The organism is Streptomyces sp. NPDC001508 (genome assembly GCF_040298665.1).
In the GTDB taxonomy this organism is placed as follows: domain Bacteria; phylum Actinomycetota; class Actinomycetes; order Streptomycetales; family Streptomycetaceae; genus Streptomyces.
The window spans coordinates 1-21,022 of record NZ_JBEPAP010000006.1; the positions used below are offsets into that span (position 1 = coordinate 1).

Annotated in this window: 17 protein-coding genes and 2 pseudogenes; 6 read left to right on the forward strand and 13 right to left on the reverse strand. The window is 72.1% G+C overall.

Annotated elements, in window-relative coordinates; translation table 11 throughout:
• The 10 genes and pseudogenes from ABT245_RS08055 to ABT245_RS08100 form a co-directional block, all read right to left on the reverse strand.
• Positions 1-453 (reverse strand): annotated as a pseudogene (locus tag ABT245_RS08055) (hypothetical protein); the annotation flags it as partial.
• A gap of 48 nt (positions 454-501) precedes the next feature.
• Entirely contained in the window at positions 502-1,848 is a 1,347-nt protein-coding gene (locus tag ABT245_RS08060; protein ID WP_351730236.1) for a vWA domain-containing protein, read from the reverse strand.
• Positions 1,849-1,947: 99 nt separating this feature from the next.
• The gene (locus tag ABT245_RS08065) at positions 1,948-3,273 is read right to left on the reverse strand and encodes a PP2C family protein-serine/threonine phosphatase (protein ID WP_351730239.1); all 1,326 of its coding nucleotides are present in this window, start codon (positions 3,271-3,273) and stop codon (positions 1,948-1,950) included.
• 3 nt (positions 3,274-3,276) lie between these two features.
• On the reverse strand, positions 3,277-5,943 hold the full coding sequence (locus tag ABT245_RS08070) for a serine/threonine-protein kinase (RefSeq protein WP_351730242.1): 2,667 nt from the start codon (positions 5,941-5,943) through the stop codon (positions 3,277-3,279).
• Positions 5,940-7,271 (reverse strand): hypothetical protein, encoded by a 1,332-nt coding sequence (locus ABT245_RS08075; protein ID WP_351730244.1) that lies wholly within the window; start codon positions 7,269-7,271, stop codon positions 5,940-5,942. Before ABT245_RS08075 ends, ABT245_RS08070 begins: the two co-directional genes overlap by 4 nt.
• 194 nt (positions 7,272-7,465) lie before the next feature.
• On the reverse strand, positions 7,466-8,509 hold the full coding sequence (locus ABT245_RS08080) for a glutamate ABC transporter substrate-binding protein (RefSeq protein ID WP_351730246.1): 1,044 nt from the start codon (positions 8,507-8,509) through the stop codon (positions 7,466-7,468).
• 13 nt (positions 8,510-8,522) lie between these two features.
• Positions 8,523-9,962, reverse strand: coding sequence for a GlnX family signal transduction membrane protein (locus ABT245_RS08085; protein WP_502982086.1), 1,440 nt, complete (start codon positions 9,960-9,962; stop codon positions 8,523-8,525).
• A gap of 479 nt (positions 9,963-10,441) precedes the next feature.
• Positions 10,442-11,653: an ROK family transcriptional regulator gene (locus ABT245_RS08090; protein ID WP_351730251.1), complete on the reverse strand. Its 1,212-nt coding sequence runs from the start codon at positions 11,651-11,653 to the stop codon at positions 10,442-10,444.
• A 133-nt stretch (positions 11,654-11,786) separates the two neighbouring features.
• The gene (locus tag ABT245_RS08095; RefSeq protein WP_351730254.1) at positions 11,787-12,407 is read right to left on the reverse strand and encodes a Uma2 family endonuclease; all 621 of its coding nucleotides are present in this window, start codon (positions 12,405-12,407) and stop codon (positions 11,787-11,789) included.
• Positions 12,408-12,553: 146 nt separating this feature from the next.
• A complete protein-coding gene (locus ABT245_RS08100) occupies positions 12,554-13,648 on the reverse strand; it encodes a mechanosensitive ion channel family protein (RefSeq protein ID WP_351730257.1) in 1,095 nt (364 codons plus the stop codon).
• 350 nt (positions 13,649-13,998) lie between these two features.
• Here ABT245_RS08100 and ABT245_RS08105 point away from each other — a divergent pair, with 350 nt between their 5' ends.
• The 4 genes and pseudogenes from ABT245_RS08105 to ABT245_RS08120 all read left to right on the forward strand — a co-directional run bounded on the left by ABT245_RS08105 (position 13,999) and on the right by ABT245_RS08120 (position 15,715).
• A complete protein-coding gene (locus ABT245_RS08105) occupies positions 13,999-14,535 on the forward strand; it encodes an HNH endonuclease (RefSeq protein WP_351730260.1) in 537 nt (178 codons plus the stop codon).
• Positions 14,536-14,702: 167 nt separating this feature from the next.
• Positions 14,703-14,951: a hypothetical protein gene (locus tag ABT245_RS08110; RefSeq protein ID WP_502982077.1), complete on the forward strand. Its 249-nt coding sequence runs from the start codon at positions 14,703-14,705 to the stop codon at positions 14,949-14,951.
• Between the two features lie 60 nt (positions 14,952-15,011).
• Positions 15,012-15,407: pseudogene (locus ABT245_RS08115) on the forward strand (4-alpha-glucanotransferase); the annotation flags it as partial.
• A gap of 56 nt (positions 15,408-15,463) precedes the next feature.
• Positions 15,464-15,715 carry a hypothetical protein gene (locus tag ABT245_RS08120; RefSeq protein WP_351730264.1) on the forward strand — a complete coding sequence of 84 codons (252 nt, stop codon included), beginning with the start codon at positions 15,464-15,466 and terminating at the stop codon, positions 15,713-15,715.
• A gap of 62 nt (positions 15,716-15,777) precedes the next feature.
• Here the strand turns inward: ABT245_RS08120 and ABT245_RS08125 are convergent, their stop codons facing one another.
• Positions 15,778-16,281, reverse strand: coding sequence for a MarR family winged helix-turn-helix transcriptional regulator (locus ABT245_RS08125; RefSeq protein ID WP_351730267.1), 504 nt, complete (start codon positions 16,279-16,281; stop codon positions 15,778-15,780).
• A 144-nt stretch (positions 16,282-16,425) separates the two neighbouring features.
• Entirely contained in the window at positions 16,426-19,008 is a 2,583-nt protein-coding gene (pepN, locus tag ABT245_RS08130; RefSeq protein ID WP_351730269.1) for an aminopeptidase N, read from the reverse strand.
• Positions 19,009-19,205: 197 nt separating this feature from the next.
• On the opposite strand from pepN, the gene ABT245_RS08135 reads away from it, so the two are divergent.
• Together ABT245_RS08135 and ABT245_RS08140 are read left to right on the forward strand one after the other, a co-directional pair.
• Entirely contained in the window at positions 19,206-19,436 is a 231-nt protein-coding gene (locus ABT245_RS08135) for a ribbon-helix-helix domain-containing protein (RefSeq protein WP_351730271.1), read from the forward strand.
• Positions 19,423-19,770 carry a type II toxin-antitoxin system PemK/MazF family toxin gene (locus ABT245_RS08140; RefSeq protein ID WP_351730273.1) on the forward strand — a complete coding sequence of 116 codons (348 nt, stop codon included), beginning with the start codon at positions 19,423-19,425 and terminating at the stop codon, positions 19,768-19,770. The genes ABT245_RS08135 and ABT245_RS08140 overlap by 14 nt, the downstream gene beginning before the upstream one ends.
• Positions 19,771-19,816: 46 nt before the next feature.
• Here ABT245_RS08140 and ABT245_RS08145 read toward each other — a convergent pair whose 3' ends face one another.
• Complete coding sequence (locus ABT245_RS08145) at positions 19,817-20,833, reverse strand: aspartate-semialdehyde dehydrogenase (RefSeq protein WP_351730276.1); 1,017 nt, start codon at positions 20,831-20,833, stop codon at positions 19,817-19,819.
• Positions 20,834-21,022 lie beyond the last annotated feature (189 nt).

The window sequence follows — 21,022 nt, forward strand, 5'->3', positions numbered from 1 at the left end:
GCCGAGTGTGCCGAGGGCCGCCTCGGCGACCGCGATCAGGCCGATCAGAGCGATCAGAGCGATCAGGGCGATCAGCAGGGCGAGCCGGACGACGGCGTACGAGTCGCCGGCGCCGTAGGACTGCCCGGGCGGCTGGAAGCGGGGGGCCGGCGCGGGCGGGCGCGGGGCGGCCGGGGTGTACGAGGTGGCCGTGTTGGTGAGGAAGTTCCACCGGCACTCCTCGCAGAACGGCGCACCGCCCTCGCGCGGCGTGCGGCACTGGGGGCACAGCTCCGGGTCCGGCACGGCGGCCAGGTGCGGGCGTCCGGGAGCGCCCGGCGCGGGCGGCGGGAATCCGTAACCGCCTCCCGGGGGCGGCGGGGGCGGCGGAGGCACGGCACCGGCCATGCGGTGACCGCAGACCTCGCACCAGTCGTCGGAACCCGACTGGTGTCCGTTCGGGCAGGTCGGCATGTCGGCACGTCCCCCTCTCTGTCAGGGTCTTCCTGAAGTCCTGTTACGTCACTTCTTTACACGAACAGTCTTAGTGGACCGTGTTTCGAGAGTCATCTCGTCGGCCTCCTCGACCCTCGCCTTCAGTCGCACAGTACCCGTCGCGGCATCGACCACGTCCACCACCTTCGCAAGCAGTTTCGCAGTATCCGCGTTCCCGGAGGCACTGGCCAGTTGGACCGCCCTGCCCAGTTTGGCCGTTGCGCCATCCGTATCGCCCGCTTTGCGGAGATCGAGCCCCTGTTGGATGACTTGTGCCAGCTCCGCCTGACCGGTGTAGTGGGCCACCTGCGGGTTGATCGAGGTGGACGCGGCCATGTCGTCGGTCCACACCGCCCGTACCAGTCCCTGGGCGCCCAAGTTCTGTGCGCTGCCCCCGGGTTGCGGGATGACCAGGGAGACCCGGGCGGCCAGCATCTCCTGGCCGACGGCGGCGGCCGGCACCTCGACGCAGAGGTGGTAGTCACGGGACTCGTCGCCCCAGGAACCGGTGGGATAGTCCCCGGCGCGCGGGCCCGCCTCGGTCCGGCGGTCGGTCAATTCCACGACGGCCGGGGCGACTTGCTTGACGAACCGGATGGTCGTGCCGACCGGGGTCCACACTCTGAGGGCGACGTCCGCGACCTCCTTGCCCATCGCCGTCTCCATCATCCGCGTGAAGTCGGCGGCAAGGCCCGACGGATCGGCGACGATGTCGGCGCTGCCGAGCAGGGCCGAGGCGATCGATGTGACTTCTTTCACTTCCCAGTCGGTGCCCACGCCCCGTGCGTCACAGGTGAAGCGCCCGGCACACGCGTCCAGCGCGGCCTTGAGGTCCTGCGGCGACTCGTGTTCGTTGCGGCCGTCGGTGAGCACGATGCCGTGCCGGATGGCGACGTCCACCGAGGACAGCAGGCGGTCGGCGAGCCGCAGCCAGGTGCCGATGGCCGTGCCGCCGCCCGCGCTGAGCCTGCGCAGCGCCTGCTTGGCCTGCTCGCGGGTGGTGGCGTCGGCGACGGCGAGCCGGCCGTCGCCCGGGTAGACCTCCTTGGCGATGTGCGTGCCGCCGATCACCGCGAAGTGCACGCCGTCGCGCAGGGTGTCGATAGCGGCGGCCGTGGCGTCGCGGGCGTTGCGCATCTTGGTCGGCGGGTAGTCCATCGAACCCGAGCAGTCGACCATCAGGGCCACCGCGGCGGACGGCCCCTGCCCGGGCGAGTACAGATGGGGAGCCGTGACCGCGCTCCCGACGGTGCCTCCGCCGGTCGCGGTCACGGTCACGATCGCGTTGACCTCACGGCCGCCCTCGGGCAGGTACTCGTTCTGGTACACGTCCACCGAGAACTGCGGCACGTTCGACTTCGAGAAATTGGCCATGCCTACTCTGATCCCCCTTTGAACCCACGGTGCCCGTGGGCGGCGACTCGACTGCGGACCGTCCCCACCGTCCGCCGGGACCTCCCCGTCCGCGGCCCCTCAGGCCGATCCTGCCCCCTGCGGCAGGACGGGGAACGGTACGACGGCCACTGTTACGTTGTCGTGGCCCCCGCCGTCCAGGGCGTGGCCGACCAGCACCCGGGCGCTGTGCAGGGGCCGCACGGCGGCGTCCAGGGGCACCGCCTCGGCCATCTCCTCGGCCGTTTCCGCGTAGTTCCACAGGCCGTCCGTGCACACCACCACGACGCCCGGCCGGTCCGGTTTGAAGGACGCGGTGTGCGGCTCCAGTTCATAGGCGTCCGCGCCGAGCCAGCCGGTGATCGCGTGGGCGCGCTCGTCGGCGTACGCCTCCGCCTCGGTCATCAGACCGGCCGCGACCATCTGCGCGGCCCAGGAGTCGTCCTCGGTGAGCCGGGCCGACGGCGCGGCGCGGTCCACGGGCACCCAGTAGGCGCGGCTGTCGCCGACCCAGCCGATCACCAGCAGCCCGGAGGCGACCACCGCGCCGACGATCGTGCAGGCCGGGGCGTTCTGGTGCGGGGTGTGCTCGCGGGCGCCGGCGGGCTCGTCCGCCAGCGCGTTGACGGCCTGTGAGGCCGCGACGATCGCCTCGTGCATCGCCTGCTGCGGATGCGTGCCCCGCGGCAGGGCGGCCAGCAGCGCCTGGCCGGCCGCCTGCGAGGCGGCCAGCGACGCCTCGTCGGGGCGGGTCGCCGAGGACACGCCGTCGCAGACGACGGCGAGCGCCGCCGGCGAGCCGTCGGGCAGCGCGGTGTGGCCGACGGTGAAGGCGTCCTCGTTGCGGTGGTGCCGCAGTCCGCGGTCGCTGACCGCGGCGATGGGGCCCGACTCCCGTTCCATGTGGTCGCGTTCGCGGGGCTGGGCGTGCCCGCAGTTCTCGCAGTAGCCGTCGTCGTCGACCCGGCCCGCACGGCAGGCCACGCACACCTGCGCGGCCTCCGGGGGCGTGGCGGGCTCGGCGGCCACCCGCGGATCGGGCGCCTGCAGCCGGTACTCCTCGGGCTCCTGCGGCCGGTCGAACCGCACCCCCGGCGCGGGGGGACCGGCGGCGGGCTCCGCCGCGCTCAGCGGGGAGCCGCCCGAGTCGGTGCCCGGCAGATCGGTCGGCAGATGGGCCGCCGCTGGCGTGCCGGAGCCGTCCGTGCCGGGGGCGACGGGCCAGGCCGTGCCGTCCGGGGCGGACCGGCCCGCGGCGTCCATGGTGAGCGTCGGGTGGTCCTGCGGCAGGGCGGGCACCACCGAAAGGTCGTACCCGCACGCACCGCAGAACCGGTCACCCGGCTCAACCGGCTCCGCGCAGTTCGGGCACTTCGACAGCGCGGCCTGCTGGGGCATGTGCGACATCAACTACACCCACGTCCGGGGGCGGTAACGGTTGGCCCGTTCCACCAGGTCGATCCTCTCCTCGCCGCCGGGCGCGAGCCGGGCCAGCGTGCGGTACGAGCGCTCCAGGCCGAAGCGGAGGCCCCGCTCGTCCAGGTCGTTGCCGAGCAGCACCCGCCCGCCGGCGGCGGGCCCGGCCAAAGCCCGGCCCCCGGAGAGTATCCAGTCCAGCGCGCAGCCGAGTACTTCCGCCGACAACTGCTCGCGGCGCGCCGGGTCGAGACCGTACGCGTCCAGGGCCTCCACCTGGCCCGCGGCGGCGGTCAGGTCGTCCAGGAAGGGTACGTCCCCGGGGCCCGCCGTGCGCTGCCGCAGCCGAGCGCGTACGGCGGCCACGCGCGCCGCCGTGTAGTGGATGGACGACTCCGGCACCGACTCCAGGGTCCGCACCGCGCCGGTGCGGTCCGCGGCCGCGAACTGGACGCGGGCCAGGCCGAACGCGGCGCTCACATAGCTCGGATCGGTCGACCACACCAGGCGGTAGTACTCGGCGGCGTTGTCCAACTGGCCCAGTACCTCCGCGCACAGGCCGAGCGCGAGCTTCGGCGCGGCCTCGCCCGGGAAGGCGTCGTAGACCGCGTCGAAGGCCAGTGCGGCCCCTTCGAAGTCGCCGGTGACCAGCGCGGCCACGCCGTGGTACCAGACCACCCGCCAGTCGTCGGGCCGTTCGCCGGCCAGCTCACCCAGCGCGCTCAGCGCCGTCTCGAAGTCGCCGTTCTCCAGCCGGGCGCGGATCTGGCGCAGCCGGGTCTCCACGGTCTGCTGCGGCGCCGCGGCCAGCGCGGTGATCAGCTCGGCCGGCGCCGAGGCCAGCAGGCCCGCCAGGAAACCGGCGTTGGGGTCGGCCGGGTCGACGTGCGGCACGGGCAGGGCGAGGGCGGCGCCGGGGGTGGCGATGGGGCGGACGACGCCGGACACGGCGCCGCCTGAGACCCCTGAGACGTTTGTGGCAACTGAGATGCCCCCGGCGGCATCCGGGGCCGCACCGAGGGCGGTCGAGGCGGTACCGAGGGCCGCCGGTGCCGTGCCGAGGGACTGTGGGGTCCCTGTGGCGGACGGGAGGGGCGCCCCGGGGACGCCGCCCGACGGGGCGCCCGCCGCGGACCTGCGGCCCCGCCGCCCGACCGGCACCGCACGCGCCCCGAGCCGCGACACATCATCGGTCAGCCGCGGGAACAACTCCGTGTCCGTGACCTTCAGTTCGGGGCCGAACAGCGTCGAAAGCGCGGGCCGCGCCCGGCCCGTCTGGAGGGACACCACCTCGCGCAGCACGCCCGTCAGCTGCTCGGCCATCTCCTGCGCGGAGGCGAACCGGCGGGCCGGATCCGGGTCGGTGGCGCGCACCAGCAGCCGGTAGAAGGACTCGTACCGCCGGAAGACCTCGATGGTGTCGGGGTCCGGCAGGGAGTCCCTGAAGACGTTCGTGTAGCCCTGGAAGTCGAAGGTCAGCACGGCCAGCGTACGGCCGACCGTGTACAGGTCGGAGGCGACCGAGGGGCCGACCTCCGCGACCTCCGGCGCCTGGTAGCCGACCGTGCCGTAGATGGCCGACTCGTCGTCGTCCACCCGGCGTACCGCGCCCATGTCTATCAGCTTGAGCTGGTCCTCGGTCTGGATCGCGTTGTCGACCTTGAAGTCGCAGTACAGCAGGTTGCGGCTGTGCAGATGGTCGAGCGCCTCCAGCGCCTCGATGCCGTAGGCGCACGCCTGCTCCACCGGCAGCGGATCGCGTCTGCCCTCCGGGGTGCGGCGGGCGTTGGCGATCTCCTTCAGCGACTTGCCGCCGACGTACTCCATGACGATGTAGCCGTCCAGGGAGCCGGTGCGCTGGTCCAGATGCTCCACGAAGTTGTAGATCCGCACGATGTTGGCGTGCTCGATCTCCGCGAGGAAGCGCCGCTCGGAGATCGCCGCCTCCATCGCGTCCTGGTCGCCCGTGTCCAGCAGGCCCTTGAGGACCACCCAGCGGTCGGAGACCGCGCGGTCCACCGCCAGGTAGATCCAGCCCAGACCGCCGTGCGCCAGACAGCCCACGACCTCGTACTGGCCGTGCACGACGTCGCCCGTGCGCAGCTTGGGCACGAACGAATACGGGTGCCCGCACTTGGTGCAGAAGCCCTCCGTGCGGCCCGGCAGGTCGCCGCGGGCCCGCCCCACCGGCGCCCCGCAGTCCGAGCGCGAACAGAACCGCTTGCGCTCGGGCACCTGCGGGTTGTCCAGCACCATCGCCCGCGGATCGGGCCGTGGCACCTGCGGCACCGCCACCAGACCCGCGCCGAGCCGGCCGCGCCCGGACGAACCGGCGGACGAGCCGGAACTGCGCACCGACAGCGAGCGGCCGGTCGCCCCGGCCGACAGGGCGCGCGAGAGCCGTCCCGACACCGAGCGCCGCGACTTCGACGACTGCGACGACGTACGCGAACTGTGGCCGCCGGCACGGGAACCGGTGCTGTCCGCGGAGCCCGAGCCACGGCCCTGGCCGGTGATCCCGGTGGGCGGCGAGCCGACCATCCCGGTCGCCGACACGACCGGCGCGAGCCCGCAGGTGTCGCAGTACAGCTCGCCGCCGCCCACGTCCTCGTACGTGCCCTCGCACGAGGGTCGTTGGCATGTCTGTCCCGGCTGACTCATGGCTGGCCGTCCCCCCTCCGGTCCCGCGGACCGCCCTGCTCCGGCACCCGCGCCGCGGCGAGCTGTTCGGCGGCGGCCCGCTGGTAGCGCAGCACCGCCTCCTCGGCGACCCGCAGATCGCACGGCGCGCTCCACAGCATGCGCCGAGCCGCGTCGTACCGCTCGACGAGCAGCGGGTCCTCGGCCAGCCCGTGCCGGGCGACCTTCGCCTTGTACGCGTCGAGCCGGCCGCGCAGCTCCGCGCGGACCGCGAGCGGCGCGGTGACCGCGGTGAGCGAGTCGCGGGCGCGCAGCAGTTCGTCCTCCGCCTTCAGCTCCAACGACTCGAGCAGCGGGGACAGCCGGTGCCACTGGGCCTGCCTGCGGTACTCGGCGGCCGTCGCCAGCTGCTCCTGGAGCACGGTCGGCGGCCCGCTGACCGCAGGCACCTCCGATGCCGCGATCTTCGCCAGGACCTCGCCGCGCGCGGTGCGCGCCTCGGCGAGCGTGCGGTCCGCGCGGGACAGCACGTCCCGCAGCTTGATCAGCCGGGCCTCCGCGTCCTGGCGCACCGTCAGCACGGCGTCGATCTCGCGGCGCACGTCCTCCAGGGCGCGCGCCTCCCGGTCGTACACCGTGGTGTCCGGCCGGCCGCCGCCCGGCGCCGAACTGCCCTGCGTGGGAACCCAGAAGGCGAGCGGGTCGGAGACGACCTCCTCGCGCAGCCGGGTCAGTGTGCGGGTGATGCGCTCCAGGTCGTCGCCCGCCGGGTGTTCGCCGGGGCGCACGCCCACCGAGTACGCCAGCTTGCGGGTGCGCTGCAGCTCCGCGGCCAGCAGGTCGATCCGGGCGGGCAGCGCCGACCAGACCGCGTCGGCGGCGACGACCATGTCCAGCGAGGACGCGTACAGCTCGTTCATCCGGTCCACCAGGCCGGCCAGGCTGAAGCTCTGGCTGAGCCGGCCGGGGCCGGTCAGGGCCGGCGCGTTCGCGGTCGCCGTGGCGCCGCCGGCGATCGTGACGGACTCGCCGCGCAGCAGCTCGGTCAGCTCCACCAGGTCCTCGCGGCTGGACCAGCGGCGCCGGGCGCGGATCTCCCGGGCGGTGTGCAGGGCGGCCGTGTACGCGTCGAAGTAGGCCCACAACAGCGTGATCGACGCCTCCGCGGCCGACCAGCGCTCCCTGGTCGTGCCGGTCAGCTCGGCGCCTTCGAGGAGCCTGCGGCCCGCGTGGTCCTGGAGGGCGAGGAGCGATGTCTCGATCGCCTCGTGCTCCGCGCCGAGCCGCGCCAGCGCACGGTCCACCTCGTCCCGGTCCATCACCGGCCCGGCGGGGTCCGTGACGCCCATCGATCACCTCTCGCTGCTGTGTGGTCCTGGTCTCTGTCCGAAGTGTTCGGTCGTTCGGGGTGTTCGGTCGTTCGAAGTGTTCGGTTGTTCGGGGCGGTTCGGTTGTTCGGGGTTGCTCGGTTGTTCCGGGTGGTTCGGTTGTTCGGGGTGGTTCGGTCGAAGGTCTGCCCAAAGATCGGCCGGCCGATGCCCCGTCAACTGCCGCGCAGATAGCGCGGCGCGGACGGCTCCGAGGGTGCCGCGTCCTTCCCCAGTGTCGCCGACAGCCACTCGTCGTACGACCTCTGCCAGCCGTCCGCGCGGTAGTCCACCAGGATCTGGTTGACCCGGCGTACCAGATCGTCGGCGTCCTTCTTCATCGCCACGCCGTAGTACTCGGTGGTGAACGCGGTGCCCTTCAGTTCGACCGTGGGGTCCTGGGCGGCCTGGCTGGCGGCGAGCGCGCCGTCGGTGACCACGGCGTCCACCTGGCCGAGCTGGAGCCGCACCAGGCAGTCGAGCTGATTGGGCACGGTGACGGAGATGTCCGCGGAGGACGGCAGCCGGCCGTTCTGCCGGTCCTGAGCCAGCTTGGCGTACGCCGTCGAACCGGTCGCCGTGCAGATCCGCCGGTGTGCCAGCGAGCCGTCGTACCCGGTGATCGACGACGACTTGGGCGCCAGCACCTGCTGGCCGGTCTTGAAGTACGGGGCGGAGAAGGCCACTTCGGACAGCCGGTCGCAGGTGATGGTCATGGTGCGCACCACCATGTCGACCCGGCCGTCCTCGATGGCGGGGATGCGCTGGTTGGTCGGGATGGCCTTGAACTGGACGGCGTTCCGGTCGCCGAGGATGTCCTCGGCGATCCGGTGCGCCAGGTCGATGTCGAAGCCCTCCAGTTCCGCGCCCTCGGTGTTCGGATTGCGGTAGCCCCAGCGGTAGCTGTTCTGGTCGACGCCGACGATCAGCTTCCGCTTGTCGCCCTGGCGGGCCTTGATGGCGTTGATGGTGGGACCGTCCGCGCCCGACGGGGGCAGCGTCTGCTTCTCCGGGTCCTTGCAGGCGTCGGCCCGCGCCTGGCTGCCGGCGGCGACATGCCCCGTGCCGGTGTGCCGCGCGTCCTCCGGGGCGTCGGTCGACTGGGTCAGCGGCAGCAGCAGAACGGACGCCAGCGCCAGGGCGCAGCCGGCCGCCATCGCGCCGACCCCGCCCCAGCCCCGCAGCGGCGCCCGGCGACCGCGCTCCACGCGTGCGTTCATCGTCACGCCCCTCTCACCGGTACTCCGAAAGCCGGCGCCCGATGCCGAACACCGCGCCCGCCGCGCCCAGGACGGCGAGGACCGCGGCGCCGACGGGCAGGAACCCCATCGCGTGCAGGCCGTCGCGCGCCGACTGCTGGAACTCCCTCTGCTCGTGTTCAAGCGCCGTCCGCAGATTGTCGTCCACGCTGTCGAAGCACTCGCCGGTGGCGTCCTTGTCGCCGATCACCTTGTCCAGGGCCTGCTGGTAGTTGCCGTTCTCGTCCTCGGTACGGACCGAGTCGTGGCGCTGCCGCCACACCGCCATGTCCGCCTCGGCCGCGGCCACCGGCTTTCCGCCGGCGGTGTCGTCGGCGAGCCGCCGCGCCTCGGCCAGACGCTTGCCCAGGTCGGCGATGTCCCGGTCGAAGTCGTAGTAGTACTTGTCGTACGTCTTCTCACCGACCTTGACGGTGTCGGCGCCGCGGGCCACCAGGCTCAGGTTCTCGTTGCCGCGGGCCTTCAGGGAGGCGATGCGGGCGTCGTGCAGCGCGTTCAGCGAGCGGACGCCGTGGTCGTAGGAGCCGTTGAGGCCCGACCGGGCGACGGAGTGACCCACGACCAGCCAGAGCAGGACGATCACGGCGGCGCCGCTCGCGGCCACCAGACCGTGGTTGAGGACGCGGTTGGTGCGCCGGTATGCGCGGTGCTGGGCCCAGGCCAGCGCGGCCAGGGCGACGACGCCGAGGGCCATCGCCGCCCACGGATAGGGCGTCGCGTCCCCGTAGTCGGCCTTCAGCCGCTCGTTCTCCGACGTGTACAGCTCCTCGGCCGCGGGCAGCATCTGCTCCTGCATCGTGCTGTTGGCGAGCCGCAGATAGGCGCCGCCCACCGGGTAGCCCTGCCGGTTGTAGACGCGGGCCCGCTCGACCAGGCCCTTGTACTCCGGAAGCAGCCGGTTGATCTTGGCTATGGCCAGCGCGGAGGGGGACTTCGGCTCCGAGTTGGCGGCGGCCTTGACCAGTTTCTCCGCCGCCGTCCGGATGTCCTTCTCGTACCGGCTGCCGGCGGCGGCCGTCTCCTGGCCGCCCGCCAGGAAGCCGCTGGAGGCCGCCGTGTTGGCGTCGGCGAGCGAGCGGTAGATGTCGGCCGCGTCCGAGCTGAGCGGCTGGCTGCGGTTCAGTACATCGTCCGCGGCGGCCGCGCGGTCGTAGCTCTGCCAGGCGGTGACCGCGCCGAACGCGACGACCAGCAGGGCGATCACTGCACCGATGATGCGCAGCCGGCCCGGTTCGGTGGTCGCGGCGGCGCGCAGCCGGTCCAGGCCCTCGGCGAAGGCGGTGCGGCGGGGCGGGGCGGAGGGGGTCCCGGGCGGTGCGGGCGCCGGACGCGGTCGCACGGCGGGCATGGTGGGCAGGCCAGGGGCCGGGCCCGCTCCCGGTGGCGCCGCGCTGCTCTCCGGCGGGTGTGTCACTTCGACCTCCCCCATGGTCATCCGTCGCCGCCAAGTATCGCCGCAGGGACCGACATTCGCACCGGCCTTCACTGGATCTTGATCGAACCCCCAGCGGTTGCCTCCGGCGGTGCCGCCGAGTTCTTCACCGCCCCTTGCCCATGAATACGCCCCGGGAACCAGTTCGGTTCCCCACCTCGGCCCCTCTGAGCCGGCCCCGGCCCCGCGCCCGCCGAGCCCTCAGCCGCCGGGGTTCTTGCCGGGTCTCACCGGAGCCGGAGGAGCCATCCGGAACGGAATGGAAGGCCCCGGCTTCCGCCGGGGGAGGAAACGCGTCCCTGTGATGTCGGATCGTGCGGTGCGGTGCTGCGGGTGTGATGTCGGACGGAGCGGTGCGGTGCTGCGGGTGTGATGTCGGACGGAGCGGTGCGGGGCTGCGCGTGTGATGCCGGACCGTGCGGTGCGGTGCTGCGGAGCGTGGTGCCGAAAGGGTGCGGGGCTCAGCGCGAGGTGTCGAAGACCTCGTCGCGGGTGGCGGCGAGGGCGCTCTCCAACGCGCCGCGCAGCACGGGGTGTTCCTGGACGTCGCCGACGACGAGGCGCGGACGGGGCGCGGCCAGCTCCGCCAACTCGGCCTGTACGAGGGCGCGCAGCACCTCGCCGCCGGAGGTGAGGGAGGTGCCGCTGAGGACGACGAGTTCGGGGTCGAGGACGGCGACGAGCGAGGCGAGACCGGTGGCGAGCCGGGTGGCGTACGTCCGCAGCAGCTCCCGGTAGGGGCCGCCGGTGTGATCGGCGGCACGGGCCACGAGCCGGGCGGCGACCTCCGCGTACGGCCCGCTCGGCACGTCCGCGATGCCCAGCTCCCGGGCCAGCCGGGGCAGCGCCTGGGAACCGGCGAGTGCCTGGTAGCCGCCGCTGTCGGCCTTGGTGACCTGGCGCACCAGGGGCGTGCCCGGCACCGGCAGAAAGCCGACCTCGCCGGCGCCGCCGGTCCAGCCGCGGTGCAGCCGGCCGCCGAGGACCAGGGCGGCGCCCAGGCCCTCCTGGTTCCACAGGAGCACGAAGTCGCCGTGCCCGCGGGCCGCGCCGAGCCGCTGCTCGGCGATGGCGACGAGGTTGACGTCGTTCTCGTACTCGACCGGCATCGGCAGCGCCGCGGCCAGTTCCTCCAGCAGTGCCGGGGCGTGCCAGCCGGGCAGGTGGGAGGCATAGCGCAGCCGGCCGGTGCCCGGGTCGAAGGCGCCCGGCGTGCCGATGACCAGGCGGTGCACGTCGTCGCGGGCCAGCCCGGCGGCCTTCACCGCGCCGTCCAGCGCGTCGGTCACCTGGCGTACGACGGGCTTGGCCGGGCGTCTGCCGGGGGTGGGCAGTTCGTACGCGCCGACGGTGCGTCCGGTGATGTCGGCGACGGCGGCGCGGATGCGGCCGGGGGCGACGTCGAGTCCGGCGGCGTGCGCGGCGGTCGGGTTGACCGCGTAGAGCTGGGCGTTGGGGCCCGGGCGGCCCTCGCTGGTGCCGGTGGCCCGCACCAGCCCGGCCGCCTCCAGACGGGCCAGCAGTTGCGAGGCGGTCGGCTTGGACAGGCCGGTGAGCTTGCCGATCCGGGTGCGGGACAGCGGGCCGAGCTCCAGCAGCAGGTCCAGAGCGGCGCGGTCGTTCATGGCGCGCAGGACGCGTGGAGTGCCCGGCGTGCCGGCCGGTCCTGACATCTGTCTCGCCACCTGCCCTTCCACCTGCCCAGCCTTCCAGCGGCCCAGGTGTCATGTCCACCAGTGCACTGTTAGGAAGGTTTCCTATTGGCTGGAAAAGTAAGCACCCCGAGAAGGAGGCGTCAAGAGAGGGTCAGTCCTTGAGGAACGGGGTGGTGTCGAGAGCGGGGTAGGGGCCGGGGAGGGGAAGGGCCGTGCCCAGGTCGACCTTGTCCTCCTCGCTGTAGTACGCCTTGGCCGGATTCTCGCCCGGAAGAACGGGACCGCTGAGGCAGTGCGCCATGGCGGTCTCCCGGTTGATCAGGACGTAGACCGGAACACCGGCGGCGGCGTAGGTACGCAGCTTCGGGCTGGTGTCCGCCCAGTGGTTGCTCGACGTCACCTCGCCGACGAGAGCGAGCATGTCCATGGGGCACCAGCCCTTGTGGGCCTTCCGATAGGACTCATCGAGTTCGGACGCTTTGCGTCGGCGCACATAGAAGTCCGGAACGACCAGCGCCATCGTGCTGCCGTCCCTGTGTGCGGCGCGATAACCGTTGCCCATGCCCACGAGGTCGAATCCGGCCGCACGGAGCTGACAGCACAGCTCGAAGGTGCCGTGGTTGTGGTTGTCGTTCGGCTGCGGCGGCACGATGACCGTCCCCTCGACGTACTCCGGTCGAATCGGCACCCGTGACGCCTCTTCGATCGCACTCAACAGGCCGATGGGGTCCACCTGCGTCATGACCGGCTCCATCATCGGTTCGGCGCTCATCGCTGGTTCTCCGTGTCGCGCTGGTGCCAGGCCAAGCCCGCGCCGGGTGCCCCGGCAGGCCGATGCACGGCCCGCACGACGTGTGGTGGGGGAACGAGGGCGCCGTCACTCGAACGAGTGTGCTGAACCGATCCGCCTCCGGTCGCCTACTTCGTCGGCGCGCGCGGGGCGACGATCGGGGTCGCCGCCTCGGACTGGGGGGAGCCGGCGTTGCCGAACGCCGACGGGGCCGCGATGGACGCCGTCGGGTCGGGTGCCGCGGGCTCCGCCGTCGTCGGCTCCCCGCCCACGATCCGGATGTCCGCCGCGTCGAACGCCCGCTTGATGCGCCAGCGCAGCTCACGCTCGACGGCCAGCGACTTGCCCGGCATCGTCTTGGCGGAGAGCCGGATCGTCATCGAGTCGACCAGGACGCTGTCCAGGCCGAGCACCTCGATCGGGCTCCAGAGCAGTTCGTTCCAGGGCTCCTCCTTGCCCATCCGCTCGGCGGCATCGGCGAGCGTGGCCTTCAGCCGCTCCAGGTCCTCGGTGGGCCGCACCGTCACATCCACCCCGGCCGTCGCCCAGCCCTGCGAGAGGTTGCCGATGCGCTTGACCTCGCCGTTGCGGACGTACCAGATCTCGCCCTCGGCGCCGCGCAGCTTGGTCACCCGCAGACCGACCTCGATGACCTCGCCGGTGGCGACGCCCGCGTCGATCTGGTCGCCGACCCCGTACTGGTCCTCCAGGATCATGAAGACACCGGAGAGGAAGTCCGTCACCAGGTTGCGGGCGCCGAAACCGATCGCCACACCCGCGACACCGGCCGAGGCGAGCAGCGGGGCCAGGTTGATCTGGAAGGTGGACAGGACCATCAGGGCCGCCGTGCCGAGGATCAGGAACGACGCCACCGACCTGAGCACCGAGCCGATCGCCTGCGAGCGCTGGCGGCGGCGCTCGGCGTTGACCAGCAGCCCGCTCAGCGCCGTCCCGTCGACCGCCTGGACCGTCCGGTTCATGCGGTCGATCAGCTTGGTGATCGCCCGCCGCACCACCACGCGCAGCACCGCCGCCACCACCAGGATCAGCAGCACTCTGAGCCCGATGGCGAGCCACGTCGACCAGTTCTGCTCGACCCAGCTGGCGGCGTTGGTCGCGCTCTCCTGGGCGTCCTGGAGCGTGGGCACCGTCGGGGCCGTCGACTCCGAGGGAGACGGCGACGGCGACGGGGCGGCGGCCGTCAGGGCGGCGGACAAGGACACGGCGGGTACCTCCAGGTGCAGCGGTCTGCCTCCGGCCCGGCGGTCCGGCCGGTCCGGGCGGTGCGGATCGCCGAGACCGCCGGGACCGCCGAGATCACGGAATGCTCACCGGACGGGCAGAACCAACACACTAACGGGGCATCGTGTGTGCGCCGTGCCTTGTCCCCGGGGAGAGACCGGGCTCACGCGGGCTTGAACAGGCCGTGATCCGGGGGATGAATCCAGGTGTGGTCGAAAACACTCCCAGCCCGTTACCGGCACATGGTGGCGCTTTCACCAGGCATGAGGGGAGACTGGCTGCAGATCGTCCCGGCGCGAGCCACGCGCCGCCGGCGTACAAGGAGGCATCCGTGCCGCAAGTCCTGGTCCTCAACGCGTCGTACGAGCCGCTCGGCGTCGTACCGCTCCGCCGCGCGCTCGTGCTCGTCCTCGAAAACAAGGCGGTCTGCCTGGAGGAGTCCGGCGCCTTCATGCACAGCGCAACCGTCACAGTCCCCGCACCCAGCGTGGTCCGGCTCAAGCGATTCGTTCGGGTTCCCTACCGGGGGCCCGTTCCTCTGACCCGTCGGGCGCTGTTCGCCCGGGACGGGGGCCGGTGCATGTACTGCGGTGGCGTCGCAACCAGCGTCGACCACGTCATCCCGCGCAGCCGCGGGGGCAAGCACGTCTGGGACAACGTGGTGGCCTCCTGCCGCCGCTGCAACCATGTGAAGGCCGACCGTCACCTGGTAGAGATCGGCTGGCGGCTGCGCCACAAACCCGCCCCACCCACCGGCCTGGCCTGGCGCATCATCGGCACCGGCCATAGGGACCCGCGCTGGCTGCCCTATTTGCAGCCGTACGGCGCGGACGACGCCTTGGCCCGGATCGACGGCATTTCCGCCTGACGGATCCGGGCCTTCGCATACCCCCGTGGCCGAGACAGGCCACGGGGCCCTGGGCGTGCCCTCGGCCCCCCGGCACCCGCGCCCATCGTCGTGGAGAGTGCCGTCGCGTCGGCTGGGTAGGGCTGGCGTTGTCCGCCGAAACCGTCACAGCCGACAAGGAGAACGCCGTGCCCGTACCGGCTCACCTCTCGCTCCCGGCCCCGTGCAAACCCGTGCCCGGCCCGGCCGCCGCGCCCGACGACGACGTCCGGCACTGCGTGTTCAGCGCCGAGGGCGCGCACGCCGAGACCCCGTTGACCAGCGAGCCGCCGCTGCCCGACGCCGAGCCCCTGACCAGCGAGCCGCCACTGACCGACGGGGCCGCGCTGACCAGCGAGTCCGATGCCGTCGCCGACCCCTTCGGCCCGGTGCGGTAGATGGCCGAGCCCGGGCCGGCCGCCTTGGACGAGGAGCTGCGCCGGCTCGCCGAGCTGCACGAGCACGTCGAACTCCGCGACCGTCTCGGCCTGCTGACCCGCCCGGCGGCGCAGGAACGGGCGGACGCCGCCGCGGACACGGGGGAGTGGCTGGACCTGCTCGCCCGCCTCGGGCTGCTCCGGGGGACGCCGGGCGACCGCTCGCCGGCCGCCGAGGAGGCACGAATCCAGGCGGTCCACCGCTTTCTGCTGCGCACCCCGGCCCGACTGGTCGGCGTCTGGCTCCCGGACGGCATCGGCGACCGCCGCCCGCAGAACGTCCCCGGCACCTGGGACCAGTACCCGAACTGGCGGTTGCCCATGGCGGACGCGGACGGTCGCCCGGTGACCCTGGAGGAACTGACCGCCTCACCCCGGCTGCACGCCCTGCTGGCAACCCTGCGTACCGGCGCATGAACCGGCTACGGCACCCCGCGCGCGGGTCACGTTCGGGCGTTCGCTACTTTTGCACCGTGGACAAGAAGAACGCCCTGCGCGTCGGCGCCCTGGCCGCCGGTACGACGCTGATGATGCTGCTCATGTCGTCCCCCGCGCTCGCGCTCGCCCGCGACGACGGCGATGACCCCGGCACGGGTCTGAGCGTCATCGAGACGCTGGGCCTCTACGTACTGGCCCCGCTCGCGCTGTTCGCGGTCATCGCGGGCCTGGTGATGGTCCTGGACAAGTCCAAGCACCGAGTGACAAAGACCAGGGCCAAGGCCTGAGCCACCCTTGATCCCCGCGTCCCGAAGGGGCGCGGGGAACGGTCAGCCACGACGACGCGCCATCACGGCCCTTCCAGCGGCGCGCTCAGCCGGCGCAGCAGATCGGCCAGCTCGGCGGAGCGCCCGGCGCCGAGGGCGGACAGGGCGGCCGTCTGTTCCGCCAGCCCCGCACCGACCGCCTCGTCGATCAGCCGCAGCCCCTTGTCCGTGAGCGTCACCCGCAGGCCGCGCCGGTCGTGCGGGTCGGGGGAGCGGCGCAGCAGCCCGGACCGCTCCAGCTTGTCCAGGCGGCCGGTCATCCCGCCGGTGGTGAGCATGAGGGCGGCCGAGAGCCGGCGGGGCGAGAGGGTGTAGGGCTCGCCGATGCGGCGCAGGGCGGCCAGCACGTCGAACTCACCGCGCGAGATCCCGAACCGCGCGTACGCCTTCTCCATCCGGTCGCCCATGACACGGGAGAGGCGGAAGATCCGGCCGAAGACCTCCATCCCCGCGGTGTCGAGGTCGGGCCGCACCCGCGTCCACTGGTCGATGATCGCGTCGACGGGGTCATCGGGCTGCGCAGTCATTACGGGATTATCGGCCGGGCCCGACCGACCCGCAAGGTGACTTGGCGCTAAGTAGCTTGAAGCCAAGCTACTTAGACGTCAAGAACAGCCGGGGGCGCCGGGTTCGGCGCCCCCGGCTGCCCCGGGGCGAGATTGCCGCGGGCGTTACGCGGTCGCCGCCGCCGCGTCCGCCGCCTGGGCGTTCAGGGCCCGCTGCACGCCCGCGCGGGACTCCGAGACGAGGCGCCGCAGGGCCGCGCCCGGCTCGGCGGCGGCGAGCCAGGCGTCCGTGCTGCGCAGGGTCTCCTCGGACACCTGGATCGACGGGTAGAAGCCGAGGGCGATCTGCTGGGCGATCTCGTGCGAGCGGGACGCCCAGATGTCCTTGACGACCTCGAAGTACCGCTCCGTGTAGGGCGCCAGCAGCTCACGCTGGTCGCTCTGCACGAAGCCGCCGATCACCGCCTCCTGGACGGCGTTCGGGAGCTTGTCGGACTCGATGACCGACGCCCACGCCTCCGCCTTCGCCTCCGGCGTCGGACGGGCCGCCCGCGCCGTGGCCGCGTGCCGCTCGCCGGCCGCGGTCCTGTCCCGCTCGTACTCGCCCGCGATCTCCGCCTCGTCGAACCGGCCGACCGCCGCAAGCCGCTCCACGAACGCCCAGCGCAGATCCGTGTCCACGGCCAGGCCCTCGACCGTGTGCGTGCCGTCCAGCAGGCTCTCCAGCAGGTCCAGCTGCTCCGGCGTACGCGCGGTCGCCACGAACGCCCGGGCCCAGGCCAGCTGGTGGTCGCTGCCCGCCGCGGCGGAGCGCAGATGCGCCAGCGTGGCGTCCGTCCAGCGGGTGAGCAGCGCCTCCCGGGCGGCGGGGTCGGCGTACATCTCGATCGCCAGCTTCACCTGCCGCTGGAGCGACTGCACCACGCCGATGTCGGACTCCTTGCCGATGCCGGACAGCACCAGGGACAGATAGTCACGGGTGGCCAGCTCCGCGTCCCGGGTCATGTCCCAGGCCGATGCCCAGCACAGGGCGCGGGGCAGCGAGGACACGAAGTCGCCGAGGTGGTCGGTGACGAAGGCGAGGGACGCCTCGTCGAGGCGGACCTTCGCGTACGACAGGTCGTCGTCGTTGAGCAGGACCACGGCCGGGCGGCGCCGCCCGGCCAGCTGGGGCACGGCCGTCAGTTCGCCGTCCACGTCCAGCTCGATCCGGTCGTCCCGCACCAGCTTGCCGCTCGCCTCGTCCATGTCGTACAGGCCGACCGCGATGCGGTGCGGGCGCAGCGTGGGGTCGCCCTTGGCGCCGACGGGCAGCGCCGGGGCCTCCTGGCGGATCGCGAACGACGTGATGACGCCGTCGGCGTCCGTCTCGATCTCCGGCCGCAAAAGGTTGATGCCTGCCGTCTCCAGCCACTTCTTCGACCAGGTCTTCAGATCGCGGCCGGAGGTCTCCTCCAGGGCGCCCAGCAGGTCGGACAGGCGCGTGTTGCCGTACGCGTGGCGCTTGAAATACGCCTGCACGCCCGTGAAGAACTCGTCCATGCCGACGTACGCGACGAGCTGCTTGAGCACGCTGGCGCCCTTGGCGTAGGTGATGCCGTCGAAGTTGACGAGCACATCGTCCAGGTCGCGGATCTCGGCCATGATCGGATGCGTGGAGGGCAGCTGGTCCTGCCGGTAGGCCCATGTCTTCATGGAGTTGGCGAAGGTGGTCCACGCGTGCGGCCACCGGGAGTCCGCCGCGTGGGCCTGGCAGGCGATGGAGGTGTAGGTGGCGAACGACTCGTTCAGCCACAGGTCGTTCCACCACTCCATGGTGACCAGGTCGCCGAACCACATGTGGGCCAGCTCGTGCAGGATGGTCTCGGCCCGCATCTCGTAGGCCGCGTCGGTCACCTTGGACCGGAAGACGTACTGGTCCCGGATGGTGACCGCGCCCGCGTTCTCCATCGCGCCGGCGTTGAACTCCGGCACGAAGAGCTGGTCGTACTTCTCGAACGGGTACGCGTAGTCGAACTTCTCCTGGAACCACTCGAAGCCCTGCCGGGTCACCTCGAAGATCGCGTCCGAGTCCAGGAACTCGGCGAGCGAGGGACGGCAGTAGATGCCGAGGGGCACGCTCCGGCCGTCCTTCTCGTACACGCTGTGCACCGAGTGGTACGGGCCAGCGATCAGCGCGGTGATGTACGTCGAGATGCGCGGCGTCGGCGCGAAGACCCAGATGTCGTCCTTGGGCTCGGGCGTCGGGGAGTTGGAGATGACGGTCCAGCCCGTCGGCGCCTTCACGGTGAACTGGAAGGTCGCCTTCAGGTCCGGCTGCTCGAACGAGGCGAAGACCCGGCGGGCGTCCGGCACCTCGAACTGGGTGTACAGGTACGCCTGCTCGTCGACCGGGTCGACGAAGCGGTGCAGCCCCTCGCCGGTGTTCGTGTACGCGCAGTCGGCCACGACCCGCAGCACGTTGCGGCCCGTCAGCAGGCCGGGCAGCGCGATCCGGGAGTCGGCGAAGACCTCGGCCGGGTCGAGCGGGTCACCGTTCAGCGTCACCTCGTGGACCGTGGGGGCCACCAGGTCGATGAAGGACTCGGCGCCCTGTTCGGCGACGTCGAAGCGCACCGTGGTCACGGACCGGTAGGTACCTCCCCCACTCTGCGCCCCGGAGAGGTCGAGATCGACCTCGTAGGAGTCAACGGTGAGCAGCTTCGCCCGCTGCTGAGCCTCTTCGCGAGTCAGGTTTGTGCCAGGCACGCGGTCATCTCCTCGTTATGTGTGCGTTACGCCATCCTTCCACGGGTCATCCACGGAACGCGATGTCCATATTCCGCCGGTGACCGGGGCGGACGCGCGTGAGCCTGGGGCATGACGACACCCGGTACGCAGAGGTTGGCGCCCGGACGGTAGTACGTCGGGTAGCCGCCTTGGTCATACCCCACTACCGTGATGGTATGAAGATCAGTGTGAGCCTGCCGCAGGAGGATGTCGCCTTCGTCGACGAGTACGCGGCCCGCACCGACGCGGAGTCCCGTTCGGCCGTGATCCACGCCGCCATCGAGCTGCTGAAGCAGGCACAGCTCGAGGAACAGTACGCGGAGGCGTTCGCCGAGTGGGACGGCAGCGAGGACGCGGAGTTCTGGGACCGGTTCTCGGGGGACGGGCTGAGCGATGAAGCGCGGTGACATCTACCTGGTCGACTACGAGCCGGCACGGGGCAGCAAGGCGAACAAGGGTCGTCCCGCCGTGATCGTCTCGAACGACGGCGCCAACGCGGCGGTCGAACGAACGGGCCGTGGCGTCATCACGCTGGTTCCTCTGACGTCGAACACGGCTCGCGTGTATCCGTTCCAGGTGCTGCTTCCCGCCGACGAATGCGGTCTTCCCAAGGACTCCAAGGCGCAGTGCGAGCAGGTGCGTGCGCTCGCCCCGGACCGGCTGCTACGGCCGATCGGATCGGTGCCCCGGCAGCACATGGCGGAGATCGACGTGGCCCTGCGCAGGCACCTCGCCCTGTGAACCACGCGAGGGTGCGCCCACTGGGTGGGCGCACCCTCGTGCGGGGTCAGGCCGTCAGTTCGGCCGCGACGAGTTCCGCGATCTGGACGGCGTTCAGGGCCGCGCCCTTGCGCAGATTGTCGTTGGAGAGGAACAGGGCCAGGCCGTTGTCCACCGTCTCGTCGCGGCGGATGCGGCCGACGTACGACGGGTCCTGGCCGGCCGCCTGGAGCGGGGTCGGGATGTCGGTGAGGACCACGCCCGGCGCCTCGGCGAGCAGCTCCGTGGCACGCTCCGGGGACAGCGGACGCGCGAAGCGCGCGTTGACCTGGAGGGAGTGGCCGGAGAAGACCGGGACGCGCACACAGGTGCCGGAGACCTTCAGGCCGGGGATCTCCAGGATCTTGCGGGACTCGTGGCGCAGCTTCTGCTCCTCGTCGGTCTCGTTCAGTCCGTCGTCGACGAGGTTGCCCGCGAGGGGCAGCACATTGAAGGCGATGGGCCGCTTGTAGACCTGCGGTTCCGGGAAGACGACGGCCGAGCCGTCGTGGGTGAGCCGGTCCGCCTCGGCCACCACCTTCTGGGCCTGCCCGTGCAGCTCCGCCACGCCCGCGAGGCCCGAGCCGGAGACCGCCTGGTAGGTGGCGACGACCAGCGCCTCCAGGCCCGCCTCCCGGTGCAGCGGCTTGAGGACCGGCATCGCGGCCATCGTCGTGCAGTTCGGGTTGGCGATGATGCCCTTGGGGCGGTCCGCGACCGCGTGCGGGTTCACCTCGGAGACCACCAGGGGTACGTCCGGATCCCGCCGCCAGGCCGAGGAGTTGTCGATCACGACGGCGCCCTGGGCGGCGACCTTCTCGGCCAGCGCCCGGGAGGTGGCGCCGCCCGCCGAGAACAGGACGATGTCCAGGCCGGTGTAGTCGGCGGTCGCCGCGTCCTCCACGGGCACGCCGTCGAGGACCGTGCCGGCGGAACGGGCGGAGGCGAACAGACGCAGTTCGTCCACCGGAAAGTTCCGTTCGGTGAGGATCCTGCGCATGACCGTGCCGACCTGCCCGGTGGCTCCGACGATTCCGACCCTCACGGCGACTCCCTCTACGTGTGCGCTGTCCGCGTGTTCCGTGGTGTTCCGTTGTGTTCCGCCTGTGTGCTGCGGGCGCTGCCCGCCGGCACGGCCCGGCGGCGGCCTTTCCATCATGCGGCCCGGCCCGGTCCGCGTGTCCACTTCTTTGCCGGGCGCGGCCGACGACCGGGCCGAGCGCGCCCGGCCGCC